Below are 15,913 nucleotides of genomic sequence, written 5' to 3' on the forward strand. Positions count from 1 at the left end.
AGTGGGGACGGACGGTTCTGATGGATGCATTGCCGCTGGTGGCGCTGATCGCGGCGAGCGCGGCGGTCGCGGGGGCCGCCCGCAGGACGCCGGTGCCCGCGCCGCTGCTCCTGGTGGCGGTGGGGCTGATCGGGGCGTACGTGCCGGGCGTTCCGGACTACACGCTCGACCCGCACGTCGTGCTGCCCCTGGTGCTGCCGCCGCTGCTGCACACGGCCGCCCTGGAGAGCTCGTACCTCGATCTGCGCGCCAACCTCCGGCCGGTGGCGCTGCTTTCGGTCGGCTACACGCTGTTCGCGACGGTGGTGGTCGGCGCTCTCGCGTATCTGCTCGTGCCCGATCTCCCGTTGACCGCGGCGCTGGTGCTCGGCGCGGTGATCGCGCCGCCGGACGCGGTGGCGGCGACATCGATCGCCCGCCGGCTACGGCTCCCCAACCGCATCACCACGATCCTCCAGGGCGAGTCCCTGGTGAACGATGCGACCGCGATCACCGCGTACAAAGTGGCCCTGGCCGCGGCCGTCGGGGCCGGGGCGACCTGGGGCGGCGGCCTCAAGGAGTTCGCGCTCGCGTCGGTCGGCGGGATCGGGGTGGGCCTCGTCCTGATGCTGCCGATCCACTGGCTGCGCCGCCATCTCCACGAGGCGCTGCTCCAGAACACGTTGTCGCTGCTCATCCCGTTCGTGGCGTACGCGGCGGCGGAGCAGGTGGGAGCGTCGGGCGTACTGGCGGTCGTGGTCGTGGCCCTCTATCTCGGCCATCACTCCTGGCAGGTGGACTTCGCGACGCGGCTCCAGGAGGAGGCGGTCTGGAAGATGGTCGCCTTCGTCCTCGAATCGGCCGTGTTCGCGCTGATCGGACTGCAGATGCCGGTGGTGCTCAAGGGGCTCGGGGAGTACGGGGTCGGCGAGGCGGTCTGGTATGCGGTGGGGGTGTTCGTCCTGGTGGTGGCGGCCCGCTTCGTCTGGGTCTTCCCGGCCACGTTCCTGCCGCGCACGCTGTCCGAGAAGATCCGCCGCCGCGAGCCGGAGGTCGACTGGACGGCGCCGGTGATCGTGGGGTGGGCGGGGATGCGGGGCGTGGTCTCGCTGGCCATCGCGTTCTCGATCCCGCTGACGATGGAGGACGGGCGCCCCTTCCCGGCCCGCAACCTGGTCCTGTTCCTCACGTTCACGACGGTGATCGGCACGCTGGTGGTGCAGGGGCTGACGCTGCCGCCGCTGATCCGGCTGCTCAAGCTTCCCGGGCGGGACGCGCAGGCCGAGACGCTGGCCGAGGCGCAGGCCCAGAGCGAGGCGTCCCGGGCCGCCGAGGCCCGCCTCGACGAGCTCCTCGCCGACTCGCGCAACGCGTTGCCGCCGCCGCTGGCCGACCGGTTGCGGACGGTGCTCGAACGGCGGCGGAATGCGGTGTGGGAGCGGCTGGGGGCGGTGAACGAGGTGACGGGGGAGTCGGCGGACGACACGTACCGGCGGCTGTCGCGGGCGATGATCGACGCGGAGCGGCAGGTTTTTGTGGCCCTGCGGGATGATCGCCGTATCGACGACGAGATGATGCGGACGTTGCTGCGGAGGCTGGACCTGGAGGAGGCGGCGGCGTATCGCGAGGGCGAGGGGTAGGGGCGCGCTGGGCCCGCAGGCCCCGGGGGCGGGGAGTCAGGGCCGGCCCGTGATCACCGCGGCCACCCTCGATCCCCGTTCGAACGCCCCCTCCTGCGCCAGCCTCAGCAGCGCGTACAGCAGCTTCGCCACATACACCCGCTCCACCCCCACCCCATGCCGCTCCTCGAAGTCCCGCGCGAAGGCCTCCAGTTCGGCGGGTACGCGGGCGTAGCCCCCGAAGTGGAAGCGGTCGTCCAGGGTCCAGTCCCCCCGCACCTCGCCGAACGCCGTCCGCTGGAGGGCGCGTATCTCCGCTTCGAGGAAGCCGCCCTTCAGGACCGGCACGCCGATTGCCCGCCGGCCGGGGGCGAGGCCCGCCGCCAGGCCCGCCAGGGTGCCGCCCGTGCCGCAGGCCACGCCCACCACGTCCGCCGCCCCGCGCAGCTCCTCGCCGAGCGCCGTACAGCCCTGCACCGCAAGGGAGTTGCTGCCTCCCTCCGGTACGACGTACGCATCGGGGCAGAGCGACTCCAGGAGGCCCGCGAGGACGTCCGGCGAGGACTTGCGGCGGTACGTCGAGCGGTCCAGGAAGTGCAGCCGCATGCCGTCCGCCGCGCACTGCGCGAGGGACGGGTTGAGCGGGCGGCCCGCCAGCTCGTCGCCCCGTACGACGCCGATCGTCGGGAAGCCGAGCAGGCGCCCGGCGGCGGCCGTCGCCCGGAGGTGGTTGGAGTAGGCGCCGCCGAACGTGAGGACGGGGCGGCCGGCGGCGGCCTCCAGGTTCAGCACCAGCTTGCGCCATTTGTTGCCGACCAGATCCGGGTGGATCAGATCGTCCCGCTTCAGGAGCAGGCGTACGCCGTGACGTGCGAAACGCTCGTCCTCCGCCTCCTCCAGAGGTGAGGGGAGACGAGGGGCGAGCGCTTCGGGGGTCATGCGTCCATTGTCACGTGGTCATGGCAGGCGGCATCTCGCACGGTGCCCCACGTGTCACTTCAGCCGATCGCGTACCCGCTCCCGCAGCCAGTCCATCGTGAAGCCGCGTGGGTCCACCTTGCCGACCTGCCACTCCTTGTGGCCGATGACCGACTGTGCGGTCCAGCCGTAGTGGCGGCACACGGCCGCGGCCGCCTTCTCGATCGCGTCGAGCTGGGCCTCGGGCCACGGGTCCTCGCCATCTCCCAGGTTTTCGCATTCGAAACCGTAGAAGTGCGTGTTTCCGTCGGTGTCGTTGTCCTCCGGCGGAGGCAGCCGTTTCTCGGCGATGACGGCGCGCAGCACGTCGCCGTCGCCCGCGCCCGCGTGGTTGGCGCGGCCGTTGCCGACGAGGTGCACCGTGCCGTCCTTGGTGATCACGCCGTGGCAGAGCGGGCCCGGCAGGGCGTCGTAGCCGTCGTAACAGATGCGGACCGTCGCGGCGGCGCCGCCGGTCGCGGTGTGGTGGATGACGACGCCGTTGACCGGGCCCCAGTCGCCGTGGCCGGCCCGGTTGTGGGTGCGCCACCCGTCGACCTCGACGACGGTGAGGCCCTCGGCACGCAGCGCGGCGAGGAACTGGTCTGCGGACAGGGGAGGGGCCATGGCCGCCTCCTTCCAGAGCGGTACGGATGTGACTCGTACCGCTTGTATCCCAACTCGCCCCGGGAAGGAGTTATTTGACCGCTATGGTGTGAACTGTTCGGTTTGGTGAGCGAGCCGATCCGGACACCGGAGCCGAACGGGGCCCGTCAGTCCTGGGGCAGCCACAGGTCCGGGCCGAACACCTCGTAGTGGATGTCGGCCGCCGCCACCCCCTTGGCCAGCAGCTGGGTGCGGACCGCGCGCATGAACGGGAGCGGGCCGCACAGGTAGGCGCGGGTGCCCGGCGGGACCGGCAGGGTCGTCAGGTCGACCAGGCCCGTGCGGTCGGCCGGGTGGCCCGGTTCCGGGGTCTCGTACCAGAAGTGGGCCGCCGCGTCGGGGAGTTTGGCGGTGAGCGCCGCATGGTCGTCGCGCAGCGGGTGTTCGGCGGGGGAGCGGTCGGCGTGCACCACGGTCACCGGGGCGCGGTGACCGGTCGCCGCGAGCTGCTCCAGCAGGGAGAGCATCGGCGTGCAGCCGATGCCCGCGGAGGCGAGCAGCAGCGGAGCCCCGCCCGCGTCGCGAGACGTATCGAGGACGAGATCGCCGTACGGGGCCGAGACGCGCAGCCGGTCTCCCTCGCGGACGTGGGCGTGCAGATGGCCGGAAACCTCTCCGTCCGGGTCGCCCTGGACACGCTTGACGGTGATCGAGCGGAGCTCGCTGCCGGGCGCCGAACTCAGGCTGTACTGGCGTATCTGGCGGGCGCAGTCGGCGAGTTCGACCTGGACGGAGACGTACTGGCCGGCCCGGAAGACGGGGGTGGGCGCGCCGTCGGCGGGGCGCAGCCGGAAGGTGGCGCAGTCGGCGGTCTCCTCGATGCGGCCGGCCACCGTCCACTCCCGCCAGACGTCCCCGGCGAGCACGCCCTGCTCCTCGTAGAGGCGGGCCTCGAAGGCGATCAGCGCGTTCGCCATCAGCCAGTACACCTCGTCCCATGCCTCGGTGGCCTCCGGGGTCGCGGCCTCGCCGAGCACCTCGGCGATCGCGGCGAAGAGGTGCCGGTGGACGACCTTGTACTGGTCCGCGGTCACGCCGAGGGAGGCGTGCTTGTTCGCGATGCGGGTCAGCATCACCTCCGGGCGGTCCTCGGGGCGGTCCACCAGGTGCGTCGCGAACGCGGCCATGGAGCCGGCGAGCGCCTGCTTCTGGAGGCCGGCGGCCTGGTTGCCCCGGTTGAACAGGTCCCGCAGCAGCTCGGGGTGGGCGGCGAAGAGCCGCTCGTAGAAGCGCTCGGTGATGGTGCCGATGGCCGCCCCGACTGCGGGCAGGGTGGCGCGTACGGTCGCGGTCGACTTCTCGGACAGCATCTACTGGCTCCTTTAATTGGCATGTGGAATGCGTATTTAAGAGTGTGCGGAAACAACCCGAAGGGTCCAAGGGGGAGGCCGAGGGGCCCAAGGAGGCGGGGCAGGCTGACGGAGTGTCAGCGGGTGGTCAGGCCGATCAGGAGAGGGCCGGTCGGCGAGGCCACCAGGTCGTCCACCGTGACCTCGTCGAGGGAGTCGTAGAACGCCTCCTGCGCGCGGTGCAGCGCCCGGCGGAGGCGGCAGGCCGCGGCGAGCGGGCATGGTGCCGCCCCCTCGCACTCCACGACGTCGCCCGGCCCTTCGAGCTCGCGCACCAGGCCGCCCACGGAGGCGAGGCGGCCCGCCGGGGTGAGCGCGAGCCCGCCGCCCCGGCCGCGCCGCGCCTCGACGAGACCGAGGTGCTGGAGGCGGGCGACGACCTTCGCGGTGTGCGTGTACGGGATGTGCATCGCGTCCGCCACCTCCCGCGTGGTGGGCGGGGCCTGGTCGTCCGCACTCTCGATGACCGCGAGCCGCATCAGCACCCGCAGCGCCAGGTCGGTGAATCTCGTCAGCCGCATGGGAGCACCGTAAGTAACTTGCATCTTGTGTGCAAATTAAAGCTTGGTCCATGTGTCGGTTATCGGCGGGTGTCTTCGGGGTGCGTGAAGTGGGGGGCGTGCGGGGCGCGTTCGAGCGCTTCGCGGCGGCTGCCCGGACCGCTGTTGTTCTAATCCCACTCATTTGAGTAATGGCGCGGGGACTCTCCGTGCTGAAAGTCTTCTCAGCGAAGTCCAGCTTCAAGATCGTAAGAGCTCATAAGGAGTCACATGTCGGTCGAGGCAGGTCCCGAGAACCGCGCCCAGCAGAGTCTCGGCACAGCCGCCGCGCGGAACTTGGCGACCACCACCAAGTCCGCGCCGCAGATGCAGGAGATCACCTCCCGTTGGCTGCTGCGGATGCTGCCATGGGTCCAGGTGCAAGGTGGCACATACCGGGTCAACCGACGGCTCAGCTACTCGGTGGGAGACGGGCGGATCACCTTCGTCCAGACCGGCGAGCGGGTCGCCGTCATCCCCGCCGAACTGGGCGAGCTGCCCGCGCTGCGCGACTACGAGGACGAGACCGCCCTCACCGAGCTGGCCAACCGCTGCGAGCAGCGCGAATTCGCGGCGGGCGAGGTCATCGCCACCGCGGGCGACGTCACCGACCGGGTGTTCCTGCTCGCGCACGGCCGCGTCGAGAAGATCGGCACGGGCCACTACGGCGACGAGACGGAACTCGGCTTCCTCGCGGACGGGGCGCACTTCGGCGAGCAGGCGCTGGTCTCCGGCGACGCCGTCTGGGAGTGCACCTTCCGCGCCACCACCGCCTGCACCGTCCTGATCCTGACCCGGGCCGACGTGCTCAACCTGGCGGAGCGCTCCGAGTCGCTGCACGCCCACCTCGCGACCGCCTCGGTGGTGCCCGACCAGCGCACCAACAACTACGGCGAAGCGGCGATCGACCTCTCCGCCGGCCACGTCGGCGAAGCGATCATTCCGCACACCTACGTCGACTACGAGGGCTCGCCCCGCGAGTACGAACTCTCCGTCGCCCAGACCGTGCTGAAGGTCCACAGCCGCGTCGCCGACCTCTACAACCAGCCGATGAACCAGACCGAGCAGCAGTTGCGGCTCACCGTCGAGGCGCTGCGCGAGCGCCAGGAGCACGAGCTCGTCAACAACCGCGAGTTCGGCCTCCTGACCAACTGCGACTACGGCCAGCGCCTCCAGCCGCACGACGGGGTGCCCAGCCCCGACGACATGGACGAGCTGCTCTCCCGGCGCCGCGGCTCCAAGCTGTTCCTCGCCCACCCGCGTGCGATCGCCGCCTTCGGGCGCGAGTGCAACAAGCGCGGCCTGGTGCCCGAGTCCGTGGAGGTGGGCGGCCACCACGTGCCCGCCTGGCGCGGCGTGCCGATCTTCCCGTGCAACAAGATCCCGGTGAGCGAGGCCCGTACGACCTCGATCATCTGCATGCGTACCGGCGAGGCCGAACAGGGCGTCATCGGGCTCCAGCAGGCCGGCATCCCGGACGAGATCGAGCCGAGCCTGTCGGTCCGCTTCATGGGCATCGACGAGCAGGCGATCATCTCGTACCTCGTCACCGCGTACTACTCGGCGGCGATCCTGGTGCCCGACGCGCTCGGCGTCCTGGAGAACGTCGAGGTCAGCCGCTGGCGGTGAGCTTCCGGTCCGGGCGCGCCCTATGACGCGCGCCCGGTGCCGCCGTCAACTCCGAGAAAGGTCACCCCAGTTGGCAATGCCGGAAGCCGTGGAGGGCCGCGAGGCGGTCGAGCTGCTCGAGCGGACCCGTACCGTCGTCAACCCCCGACTGCGCTCCACCGTCGAGTCATTGCCCGGCTCCATGCGGCGGGTCGCGATGTACCACTTCGGCTGGGAACACGCGGACGGCACCCCGGCCGGCGGACAGGCGGGCAAGGCGATCCGCCCCGCCCTCGTCCTCGCCGCCGCCACGGCGCTCGGCGGCCGCCCCGAAACCGCGGTACAGGCGGCGGCCGCCGTCGAACTCGTGCACAACTTCACGCTGCTCCACGACGACGTCATCGACGAGGACGCGACCCGGCGCCACCGCCCCACCGCCTGGACCGTCTTCGGCACCCCGGACGCCATCGTCGTCGGCGACGCGCTGCTCGCCCTCGCCCTGCGCCTGATCGCCGACGACGACCACCCCGCGTCCTCCGCGGCCTCCGCCCGGCTCGCCGCCTGCGTCATCGAACTGTGCGCGGGCCAGCAGGCCGACTGCGCCTTCGAGCACCGGGGCCCGCAGGACGTCTCGCTCGACGAGTGCCTCGACATGGCGATGGCCAAGACCGGGGCACTGCTCGGCTGTGCCTGCGCACTCGGCGCGCTGTACGCGGGCGCGGGCGAGGAGGAGGTCGCCGCCATGGACGCGTTCGGCCGCGAGGCCGGGCTGGCCTTCCAGCTCATCGACGACCTGATCGGCATCTGGGGCGACCCGGGGCGCACCGGGAAGCCCGTCGGCGCCGACCTCGCGGCGCACAAGAAGTCGCTGCCCGTCGTCGCCGCGCTCGGCTCGGGCACCCCCGCGGCGGCCGATCTCGCCGAGCTGTACCGGGCCCCGATGGGTGCCGCCGCGGTCCGCCGGGCCGCCGAGGCGGTCGATCTGGCCGGCGGCCGCGACTGGGCCCAGATCCATGCCGCCGACCGCATGGCCCGCGCGGTCGACCACCTCTCGCGCGCCGTCCCCGACCCCACCGCGGCCGGTGACCTCCTCGCCCTGGCCGAGTTCGTGACCCGCCGCACCAGCTGAACCGCCGGGCGGTGCGGATGCCTGGAGTGGCCCAGTCAATTCGAAGCCGAATGGCCCCAACGCTGGGCCATTCAGCTTGATTTGATGGGCACATGACGCCCCGACTCCTGCCGCCCGCCGGCCCCGCCCGCGGCCTCGCCGCCGCCCAGCTCGTCAACTCCCTGGGCGACGGCGCCTTCCTGGTCACCTCGGCGCTGTACTTCAGCCGCGTGGTCGGCCTCCCGGCCACCCGCATAGGCCTCGGCCTGACCCTCGCCTGGGCGGTCGGCGCGCTCGCCGGGGTGCCGCTCGGCCGGCTCGCCGACCGGCGCGGCCCGCGCGGCGTCGCCGTCCTGCTCGCCGCCGCCACGGGGGCCTCGGTCGCGGCCTTCCTGTTCGTCCGCGGCTTCCTCCCCTTCGTCCTGGCCGCCTGCTGCTACGCGACCGCGCAGACCGGGCTCTCCGCCGCCCGCCAGGCGCTCCTCGCGGCCCTCGTCGACCGCCGGGACCGCACCCACGTCCTCGCGCACCTCCAGTCCACCCTGAACGCCGGGCTCGCCGTCGGCGCCGCGATCGGCGGGGTCGCCCTGCACTACGGCACCCGCACCGCCTATCTCGCCGTGTTCGCCCTGGACGCGGCGGCCTTCCTGCTCTGCGCGCTCGCCCTGCTCCGGCTGCCCCGGGTGCCGGCCAAGGCCGTCGCGCCCGGCGCGGGCCCGCGGTTCGCCGTGCTGCGCGACCGCCCCTACGCCGTGATCACCCTCCTCAACACCCTGCTCCTGCTGCGGATGCCGCTGATCAGCCTCGCCGTCCCGCTGTGGACCGTCACCCGCACCGACGCCCCGGGGTGGCTGGTGTCCGCGCTGCTCGTGCTCAACACCGGCGCGGTGATGCTCTTCCAGGTCCGTACCGCCTCGGCCGTCCGCGATCTGCCCAGCGCGAGGCGGACCGTGGCGCGCGGCGGGGTGCTGATGCTCGCCTCCTGCGCGGCGTTCGCGCTCAGCGCCGCCGGGGCGTCCGCCTGGGCCGCCGCGGCCGTGCTGCTGGTCGCGGGCGGGCTCCAGGTGGCGGGCGAGATGATGCAGTCCGCGGGCGCCTGGCAGATCGGCTTCGATCTCGCACCGGCCGACCAGCAGGGCGAGTACCAGGGCTTCTTCGGCATGGGTGTGCCGCTGGCCAGGATGCTCGGCCCGTTGCTGCTCACCGCGCTCGTCGTCGACTGGGGTGTGCCCGGCTGGCTGCTGCTCGGCGCCCTGTTCCTCGGAGCGGGCCTCGCGCTCGGGCCCGCGGTCCGCTGGGCCGAGCGGTCCAACTCTAGGATGGCGCTGGTTGGTTGAGGCGGCCGGACGGGGTGGGAGCGATGGGCAGGGACGTACGGATCAGGCGGGCGGAGCGGAGCGACGAGGCGGCGGCGGTACGCATCCTCGACGCGGCGTTCATCGACGACCCGGTGAGCAGCTGGGTGCTGCCCGACGCGGCGCGGCGGCGCGAGGTGCACCACCGCCTGATGGAGGCCTTCTGCCGGCTCTCCTTCGCCGAGGGGCATGTGGACATCACCGAGGACGGCGCGGCGGTCGCGCTGTGGATCGACGTCCCGGCCGAGCCGCATGAACCGGAGGACGGCGACGACGGGCCCGCGCAGCTGCGGGCCTTCGTCGACCCCGACAACGAGCGGGTCGAGCAGATCGCGCATCTGATGGCCGGTATCCATCCGCAGGGCCGCGCCCACGCGTACCTGTGGATGGTCGGGGTGGTTCCGGACCGGCAGGGCGAGGGCCTGGGCGCCGCGCTGATCACTTCCGTACTGGAGCGGTGCGACCGGGAGGGCCTGCCCGCCTATCTGGAGGCGAGCAGCGAGCGCAGCCCCCACCTGTACCGGCGCCTCGGCTTCGCCCCGCTCGGCGAGCCGGTGCGGCTGCCGGACGGGCCGCTGGTCCACCCGATGTGGCGCGAGCCGAAGGCCTGAGGTTCTGGCGGGGGCTCAGCCCGGGACGATGCGGGAGACGATGAGGTCGACGAGCCGGGAGGTCTCCTCGTCGGCCGACTCCCGCGCGTGGGCGCTCTGTCCGGGATCGTCGCCGAACACCCCCGGCAGCGTGAAGACCTCGACGAGCAGCCCGTTGACCGCGAAGTGGAGCAGCCGGACGGTGTCGGGGTCGCCGGGCAGCCCGGAGTCCACGTGGAAGCGGATGTTCGCCTCCAGGTCCGCGCGGATCGCCCGGGTCAGCTCGGTCCGCAGTGCGGGCCGCCGGGTGGCTTCGAGACGCAGTTCCAGCATGGCGAGGTACCCGGTTCGCTCGGCGGTCATCCGCCGCACCACCCAGTGCATCAGGGAGGCGATCAGCTCGCGCGACGGCCCGGGCCGCATCACCTCGGCGACCTCGTCCGGGTCCGGTGCCATGCGTACGTGGATGTGCCGGCCGGCCTGGGTGAACAGGTCGTCCCTGCTGGCGAAGTAGTTGGACGAGGTGCCCGCGGGCACGCCCGCCTCCGCGTCCACGGCGCGAAACGTCAGCCCGCGCGCTCCTTCGCGCGCGAGCACTTCGATCGCCGCGTCGACCAGCGCGGTTCTGCGTTCGGGGTTTCTCACCACGCGGGAATCCTCCTGATGGATCTGCCTCATGGCAGGTGCGGAAAAAAGGGGGGTTGCGCAACCACTACACCTGAAGCACTATAGCTGTCGTGGTCGGCAGGAAAGGGCCACACCCCCGAGACCCAAGAGGCCGGTTTGCGCAAGCTCTCGTACTTCATCGGCATGTCCCTCGACGGCTTCATCGCGGGTCCCGATGACGAGATCCAGTTCCTGTTGGACCAGCTGTCCCCGGCGTACCTCGATTACCTGAAGACGGAGTGGCCGGAGACGCTGGCGACCGCCGGCCGACGGCACTTCGGCTGCGACGACGCCGAGAACACCCACTTCGACACCGTCCTGATGGGCCGGGCGACCTACGAGCCGGGGCTCAAGGAGGGCCTGCCCGACCCGTACGCCCACCTCAAGACCTATGTCTTCTCGCGCAGCCTCGCCGAATCCCCGCACCCCGCAGTCGAGTTGGTGGCGGGCGACCCGGTCGCCAAGGTGCGCGAGCTCAAGCGACAGGGCGGCCTCGGCATCTGGCTGTGCGGCGGCGGCAACCTCGCCGGTCAGCTGGCGGACGAGATCGATGAGCTGGTCATCAAGACGTACCCAGTACTCGCGGGTGAGGGAATCCGGGTCGTGTCGGGTGAATTCAGCCCCCGCCAGTACGAGTTGACGGGCTCCCGAACCTTCGACAATGGTGCGGTCGTCTCGAAGTACACAAGGAAGCGGTAACGCTCATTTCGGTCACCCCCTGTGACGAACAGCAGGGTGCGCCGCTAATCTCCGCCCATGACACCACAGTCATGGGCGGGTTGGTACCGGGACCGCCTAGGATCCGAAGCGCTGACGATCACCACTGACGGGACGCAACTGCGGACCCGGATCAGGGGGGTCGATTTCGCCGGAGCGAGCTTTGACTCGCTCGGCCCGGTACCGGGGATACCGACGGAGAGCGGCACTTTCGCGCTCGACGGCGGGAACCTTCGTGACTTCGTAATGGAATGGGACATGCCCGTGCCCGTCGCCTCGGACGACGGCGCCGTCCAGCAGGCCACCCTCAGCTGCCTGCTCTCCCTGAAACCGCCGGAGCCCGACCTCGGGGTCGCCCTGCACTTCGGGGGAGCGGTGTACGCCAGCGGGCGCGCCGAGCTCGACTTCGGCTCGGTCCTCGACGACATCCGGCGCCAACTCCCGTACGGCTGGGGCCTCCAGCCGTCCGCACTGGACGCCATCTGATCCCCTTCCTCCGCTGTTCCTCCCGCGGCCGCTGCGCATCGGGGAGTCCTCGGGACTCCGTGGTGCGGGGCGGCCGCCTTGTTGTTTCCGGGCGGGCCCGCGGCGGGGGCCCTGCCCCGCGGACCGAGCCTTCCCCACCTCACATTGTTCTACTACTATGCGAACAAGGAGGCTTCGATGGATCGTGTCCGGTACCGCCTGGTGGCCATTGCCGTGCTGCCGTTCCTGCTCGCCACGGCCGTCGACCTGACGGCGTTCGCGCTCCTTCGTGACCGGCTGCCCGACCGGCTGGCCAGCCACTTCACCGCGAGCGGCCGTTCCGACGACACTCAGAGCCACACCTCGTACCTGGTCCTCGTCCTCGTGACGCACATCGGGCTCGCCGCGCTGTGGGCCGTCGTCGCACGGACCGGGGACGCGGCCGTGCGGGGGCTGCGGTGGATGGTCTGGGTCGGGTACGCGGTCGCCGGCCTCGTCGGCTATCTGATGGTCGCCGTCCTGATCGCCAACGCCGACGCGACCGACCCCGGGCGGGTGCGGATGCCGCCGTGGCAGCTCGTCATCGGGGCGGGCTGCGGCGCGCTCGCGGCGGGGATCGGCTGGCTGCTCCTGCTGACCGTGTCGATGCCCGCCCCTGTGCCGTCGCCCGGCCCCGGCGAGCCGGAGCGGCTCGACCTCGCCGAGGGCGAGGTGGCGGGCTGGATGCGCCGGGCACCCTCGCGGGTGCTGCTCGGGGCGGGGCTCGCGCTGATCGCCACGGGGATCGTCCTGCTGTACGCGGGCGGAACGCGCCACGCGCTCATCGCGCTCGGCGGCGCGCTGATCTGCCTCGCGTTCTCCTGTCCGTACGTCACCGTCGACCGCCACGGCCTGACCGCGCGGCCGACCGTACTGCCCTGGCCGCGGATCCGGGTGCCGCTGTCCGACGTCGAGCGGGCGGTCAGCCGCGAGGTCAAAATCCTCGCGGAGTACGGGGGTTGGGGCTATCGGATGCGTCCGGGCAGGACGGGTCTGATGCTGCGCTCGGGCGAGGCGCTCGTCGTGCGGCGCGCGGGCGGCCGCGAGTTCGCGGTGACGGTGGACGACTCGGCGACGGCCGCCGCGCTGCTCAATACGCTGGCCGACCGCGAGGGGGCGAAGCGCTGATGCCGCTCAAGCCCGCCTGCCGAGGGACCGGGAGGCGCTGATGCTGTTCCGGGTGGACCCCGCGTCGCCGCAGCCGCTGGGCGACCAGATCGCGGCATCGGTGCGCCGGGCGATCGCCGAGGGCAAGGTGACCCCAGGCGAACGCCTCCCCGCGGCCCGCGCCCTGGCGGACTCGCTGGGCGTCAACCTCCATACGGTGCTGAGGGGGTACCAGCGCCTGAGGGAGGAGGGCCTGATCGAACTCCGCCGGGGCCGGGGCGCCGTCGTCGTGGACGACACGTCCGCGCGCGGCCGGGCGTCCCTGATGCTGAGAGTGCGCGAACTCGTCGATCAGGCAAGGGAGTTGGGGCTCACGGAGGAGGAGGTTGTGGGGCTGGTGAGGGAGGGGCTGGCGTGAGGGGCACCTCAATACGTCTGGAGCTCGACCAGATTCCCGTCCGGATCGAGCACGTGCGCAGCGCGCAACCCGGGCCCCCACGCGGGCATGTCGCGGGCCGGAGCCGCGACGACACCCCCCGCCGCCTCGCAGAGCGAGACCGCGGCGTCGAGGGCATCCCTCGACGCCACGTGAACGACCAGCGACGACCCGCCCCCGCGAGGCGTGACGTCCTCGCCGAGCGAGGCGGCCATCGCGGACCGGGTGAACAGGGCGAGCGCGGTACGCCCGTCGGCGGCGTCCCAACTGGCATAGCCGGAGGCCGAGTTGCCCCGGGCGAGGGTGCAGCCGGTGAGCCCGGGCAGCACGGCATCGTAGAAGTGGAATGAAGATTCGTAGCGATCGACAAGAAGCCGGGGGTACGGAGGCTCCAGAGATTCCATGCCCCCGAACCTAACCCGGAAGATGACCTTCCGTGGTGTGCCAGTAGTCACGCGTCTCGACCGCGAGCCCGTCCGAACCGAAGCGTACGAACACGCAGCCCGCGAGGGTGACGGGTGCCTCGCCCTCGAAGGCGAGCACCCGGAACTCGGCGACGGCGAGCCGGCCTCGGCCGACCACCGGTTCACCGAACCGCACCTCCTGGACCCGTTCCCCCTCGAACGACCGGCGCAGATAGTCGGCGAGCTCGGCCCGCCCCCGGTGCGGAGGCCGGAACGGCATGGAGGTGTGGACGATGTCGTCGGCGTAGAGCTCCAGGATGGCGTCGACGTCGTGCCGGGCCCAGCCGGCTTCCCAGGTGGAGACGAATCGCCGCGCGGCGTCGGCGAGATCGAGGCTGCCCATGCCGTCGAGTATCCCTCCGCGCTCAGCCCCGGAGGGCGTGCTGCTCGGCGATCAGCAGGGCGCAGGCCATGGATTCGGCCGTCGCCGAGTCGACCTCGACGTCGTACCGCACCCCGAGGTGTACGGAGTCGGCCTGGCCGCGGGCCATGCCGGGGACGCGGTCGCCGCGGGCGGTCTCGCGCCCGGCCGCGGTGTCGGGGTCGCAGCGCACCGCGACCCAGAGCACGTCGAGCCCGTCGAGGGCGTGGAGCCAGCGCTTCTGCCCGTCGGCGCCGTCGAGGAACACCTCGTCGAGAATGACCCGGGCGCCGGCCCGCACCATGGCGGCGACCCCGTGCCGCCAGGCGTCCGAGAGCCGCCGGTACTCGGGCCCCACGGTCACCGTGCCGTCGGCCCCGATGCCGAGCCCGCCCTCGCCGTCGCGGAGCGAGGCGGGCATGGCCGCGTCCACGGAGTCGACCCCGAACATCAGCCAGGCCCCGGGCAGCACGGCTTGCAGACACCGGGCGATCCCGGACTTCCCGGAACTGGACCCGCCGTTGAGCACGATCACCTGACACCGCGGCATGCCTGTTTGATCCATCACGGGCGCCAACGTAAGCGGCCGCCCCTTCCCCGGCCAACCGATTTCCGCCTAGCCTGCGCGGATGCGGCGAATCCTGGTGGCCGGGGTGACGGGATCCGGCAAATCAACCCTGGCGCGCGCGGTGAGCAGGCGCCTGGAGATCCCGTACCACGAAATGGACGAGCTGTACTTCGGCGGACCGGCCTGGACGCCGAACCCGCAATTCGCCACCCGGACAAGGGAAATAGCCTCCTCCCCGACCTGGATATTCGACTCATTCGGCTACCCGGAGGTGCGCGACCTGCTGTGGGAGCGGGCGGACACGGTGGTGTGGCTGGACTACCCGAGGCGGGTGGTCATGCCCCGGGTTCTGCGCCGCTCATTGCGCAGAACGGTGCTGCGAGAACGAGTCTTCAACGGCAACCGCGAAAAGCTGGCGGACTGGTTCACCCCGGACCACCCGGCCCGCACGTCCTGGACCCAGCATGCAGCCCGCGGAGCGGAGATCGAAGCACGGGCCGGGGATGCGAGGTTCGCCCCGCTGAGGACCCTGCACTTCACGACACCGAAGGAAACGGAGAGGTGGCTGCGCACGCTGGAGGGCCTGTAGCCCAGCCCCCTTCCCGGCCGGCACCGCACTCCCGTACGATGTTGATCAAGGCGGGGTCGTAGCACAGAGGTAGTGCGCCTACACATCATGGAGGAGGACGCCGGTTCGAATCCGGCCGCCCCGCCCCTCTACCAACGCTCCGTCAGGTCGTGCGACGGCAGCGAAAAGGCCCGGCCGGTGAACCCGGTCGGGCCTTTTCTGCGTCCGCTTCCACCTGCGCGTTCGCCGAACGCGTACGGCTTCGCGGACTTGGCCCGGTGTCAGGCCTTCTTGGTCTCCCAGAAGATGCGGTCGATCTCGGCGATGAGGTCGAGCGCCTTCTGGCCGGTCGCCGGGTCGGTCGACGCCTTGGCGGCCGAGAGGGCCTTCAGGGTGTCGTTGACCAGCTGGTGCAGCTCCGGGTACTTCTCGAAGTGCGGCGGCTTGAAGTAGTCGCTCCACAGCACCGACACGTGGTGCTTGGCGAGCTCCGCGCGCTGTTCCTTGATGACCACGGCACGGGCACGGAAGTGCGCGTCCTCGTTGGCCTGGAACTTCTCCTGTACGGCCTTGACCGACTCCGCCTCGATGCGGGCCTGGGCAGGGTCGTACACACCGCAGGGCAGGTCGCAGTGCGCGCTGACCTTCACCTTGGGGGCAAACAGGCGGGAAAGCATTGAGCTGTCCTTCCTCGTGATCGTCTTCTCAGGTGGGACATTACTCGGTGAGAGACGGGATTTCGCGGGTGCCCC

At 71.5% G+C, this 15,913-nt stretch carries 19 protein-coding genes and 1 tRNA gene; 11 read left to right on the forward strand and 9 right to left on the reverse strand.

The window, feature by feature from the left end; genetic code table 11:
• Positions 1 to 20 precede the first annotated feature (20 nt).
• On the forward strand, positions 21 to 1,619 hold the full coding sequence (locus tag ABD346_RS26740) for a Na+/H+ antiporter (RefSeq protein ID WP_344378327.1): 1,599 nt from the start codon (positions 21 to 23) through the stop codon (positions 1,617 to 1,619).
• Between the two features lie 36 nt (positions 1,620 to 1,655).
• Here ABD346_RS26740 and ABD346_RS26745 read toward each other — a convergent pair whose 3' ends face one another.
• The 4 genes from ABD346_RS26745 to ABD346_RS26760 all read right to left on the reverse strand — a co-directional run bounded on the left by ABD346_RS26745 (position 1,656) and on the right by ABD346_RS26760 (position 5,091).
• Entirely contained in the window at positions 1,656 to 2,537 is an 882-nt protein-coding gene (locus tag ABD346_RS26745; RefSeq protein ID WP_344378328.1) for a 1-aminocyclopropane-1-carboxylate deaminase/D-cysteine desulfhydrase, read from the reverse strand.
• 54 nt (positions 2,538 to 2,591) lie between these two features.
• Positions 2,592 to 3,182 carry an N-acetylmuramoyl-L-alanine amidase gene (locus ABD346_RS26750; RefSeq protein WP_344378329.1) on the reverse strand — a complete coding sequence of 197 codons (591 nt, stop codon included), beginning with the start codon at positions 3,180 to 3,182 and terminating at the stop codon, positions 2,592 to 2,594.
• Between the two features lie 146 nt (positions 3,183 to 3,328).
• A complete protein-coding gene (locus ABD346_RS26755; protein ID WP_344378331.1) occupies positions 3,329 to 4,531 on the reverse strand; it encodes a globin domain-containing protein in 1,203 nt (400 codons plus the stop codon).
• Positions 4,532 to 4,647: 116 nt separating this feature from the next.
• Positions 4,648 to 5,091, reverse strand: coding sequence for an RrF2 family transcriptional regulator (locus tag ABD346_RS26760; protein WP_344378332.1), 444 nt, complete (start codon positions 5,089 to 5,091; stop codon positions 4,648 to 4,650).
• 249 nt (positions 5,092 to 5,340) lie between these two features.
• Between ABD346_RS26760 and ABD346_RS26765 the strand changes: the two genes are divergently transcribed.
• The 4 genes from ABD346_RS26765 (at position 5,341) to ABD346_RS26780 (ending at position 9,791) form a co-directional block, all read left to right on the forward strand.
• Complete coding sequence (locus ABD346_RS26765; protein ID WP_344378333.1) at positions 5,341 to 6,738, forward strand: family 2B encapsulin nanocompartment shell protein; 1,398 nt, start codon at positions 5,341 to 5,343, stop codon at positions 6,736 to 6,738.
• A 76-nt stretch (positions 6,739 to 6,814) separates the two neighbouring features.
• Positions 6,815 to 7,846, forward strand: coding sequence for a family 2 encapsulin nanocompartment cargo protein polyprenyl transferase (locus ABD346_RS26770; protein ID WP_344378435.1), 1,032 nt, complete (start codon positions 6,815 to 6,817; stop codon positions 7,844 to 7,846).
• 92 nt (positions 7,847 to 7,938) lie between these two features.
• A complete protein-coding gene (locus tag ABD346_RS26775; RefSeq protein ID WP_344378334.1) occupies positions 7,939 to 9,162 on the forward strand; it encodes an MFS transporter in 1,224 nt (407 codons plus the stop codon).
• A gap of 23 nt (positions 9,163 to 9,185) precedes the next feature.
• Positions 9,186 to 9,791, forward strand: coding sequence for a GNAT family N-acetyltransferase (locus ABD346_RS26780; protein ID WP_344378336.1), 606 nt, complete (start codon positions 9,186 to 9,188; stop codon positions 9,789 to 9,791).
• A 15-nt stretch (positions 9,792 to 9,806) separates the two neighbouring features.
• On the opposite strand, the gene ABD346_RS26785 is transcribed toward ABD346_RS26780, so the two are convergent.
• Positions 9,807 to 10,418: a TetR/AcrR family transcriptional regulator gene (locus tag ABD346_RS26785; protein WP_344378337.1), complete on the reverse strand. Its 612-nt coding sequence runs from the start codon at positions 10,416 to 10,418 to the stop codon at positions 9,807 to 9,809.
• A 135-nt stretch (positions 10,419 to 10,553) separates the two neighbouring features.
• On the opposite strand from ABD346_RS26785, the gene ABD346_RS26790 reads away from it, so the two are divergent.
• The 4 genes from ABD346_RS26790 (at position 10,554) to ABD346_RS26805 (ending at position 13,182) form a co-directional block, all read left to right on the forward strand.
• Positions 10,554 to 11,135 carry a dihydrofolate reductase family protein gene (locus ABD346_RS26790; RefSeq protein ID WP_344378338.1) on the forward strand — a complete coding sequence of 194 codons (582 nt, stop codon included), beginning with the start codon at positions 10,554 to 10,556 and terminating at the stop codon, positions 11,133 to 11,135.
• A 57-nt stretch (positions 11,136 to 11,192) separates the two neighbouring features.
• A complete protein-coding gene (locus tag ABD346_RS26795) occupies positions 11,193 to 11,639 on the forward strand; it encodes a DUF6304 family protein (protein WP_344378339.1) in 447 nt (148 codons plus the stop codon).
• Positions 11,640 to 11,816: 177 nt separating this feature from the next.
• Entirely contained in the window at positions 11,817 to 12,785 is a 969-nt protein-coding gene (locus tag ABD346_RS26800; RefSeq protein ID WP_344378340.1) for a DUF1648 domain-containing protein, read from the forward strand.
• A 40-nt stretch (positions 12,786 to 12,825) separates the two neighbouring features.
• A complete protein-coding gene (locus tag ABD346_RS26805; protein WP_344378341.1) occupies positions 12,826 to 13,182 on the forward strand; it encodes a GntR family transcriptional regulator in 357 nt (118 codons plus the stop codon).
• An 8-nt stretch (positions 13,183 to 13,190) separates the two neighbouring features.
• Here the strand turns inward: ABD346_RS26805 and ABD346_RS26810 are convergent, their stop codons facing one another.
• Genes ABD346_RS26810 through cpt form a run of 3 tightly spaced genes read right to left on the reverse strand, consistent with a single transcriptional unit; the run spans position 13,191 to position 14,575 of the window.
• Positions 13,191 to 13,604: a VOC family protein gene (locus ABD346_RS26810; RefSeq protein WP_344378343.1), complete on the reverse strand. Its 414-nt coding sequence runs from the start codon at positions 13,602 to 13,604 to the stop codon at positions 13,191 to 13,193.
• Between the two features lie 10 nt (positions 13,605 to 13,614).
• Complete coding sequence (locus ABD346_RS26815) at positions 13,615 to 14,007, reverse strand: nuclear transport factor 2 family protein (RefSeq protein WP_344378345.1); 393 nt, start codon at positions 14,005 to 14,007, stop codon at positions 13,615 to 13,617.
• A 22-nt stretch (positions 14,008 to 14,029) separates the two neighbouring features.
• Positions 14,030 to 14,575, reverse strand: coding sequence for a chloramphenicol phosphotransferase CPT (cpt, locus tag ABD346_RS26820; protein ID WP_344378346.1), 546 nt, complete (start codon positions 14,573 to 14,575; stop codon positions 14,030 to 14,032).
• A gap of 79 nt (positions 14,576 to 14,654) precedes the next feature.
• Here cpt and ABD346_RS26825 point away from each other — a divergent pair, with 79 nt between their 5' ends.
• Positions 14,655 to 15,182: a P-loop NTPase family protein gene (locus ABD346_RS26825; RefSeq protein WP_344378347.1), complete on the forward strand. Its 528-nt coding sequence runs from the start codon at positions 14,655 to 14,657 to the stop codon at positions 15,180 to 15,182.
• Positions 15,183 to 15,232: 50 nt separating this feature from the next.
• Positions 15,233 to 15,307 (forward strand) — tRNA-Asp (locus ABD346_RS26830).
• Positions 15,308 to 15,442: 135 nt separating this feature from the next.
• Here ABD346_RS26830 and sodN read toward each other — a convergent pair.
• Positions 15,443 to 15,838, reverse strand: a complete 396-nt coding sequence (sodN, locus tag ABD346_RS26835) for a superoxide dismutase, Ni (RefSeq protein ID WP_053730656.1) — start codon at positions 15,836 to 15,838, stop codon at positions 15,443 to 15,445.
• Between the last annotated feature and the right edge of the window lie 75 nt (positions 15,839 to 15,913).

Source organism: Streptomyces mauvecolor, from assembly GCF_039532965.1.
Taxonomy (GTDB): domain Bacteria; phylum Actinomycetota; class Actinomycetes; order Streptomycetales; family Streptomycetaceae; genus Streptomyces; species Streptomyces violascens.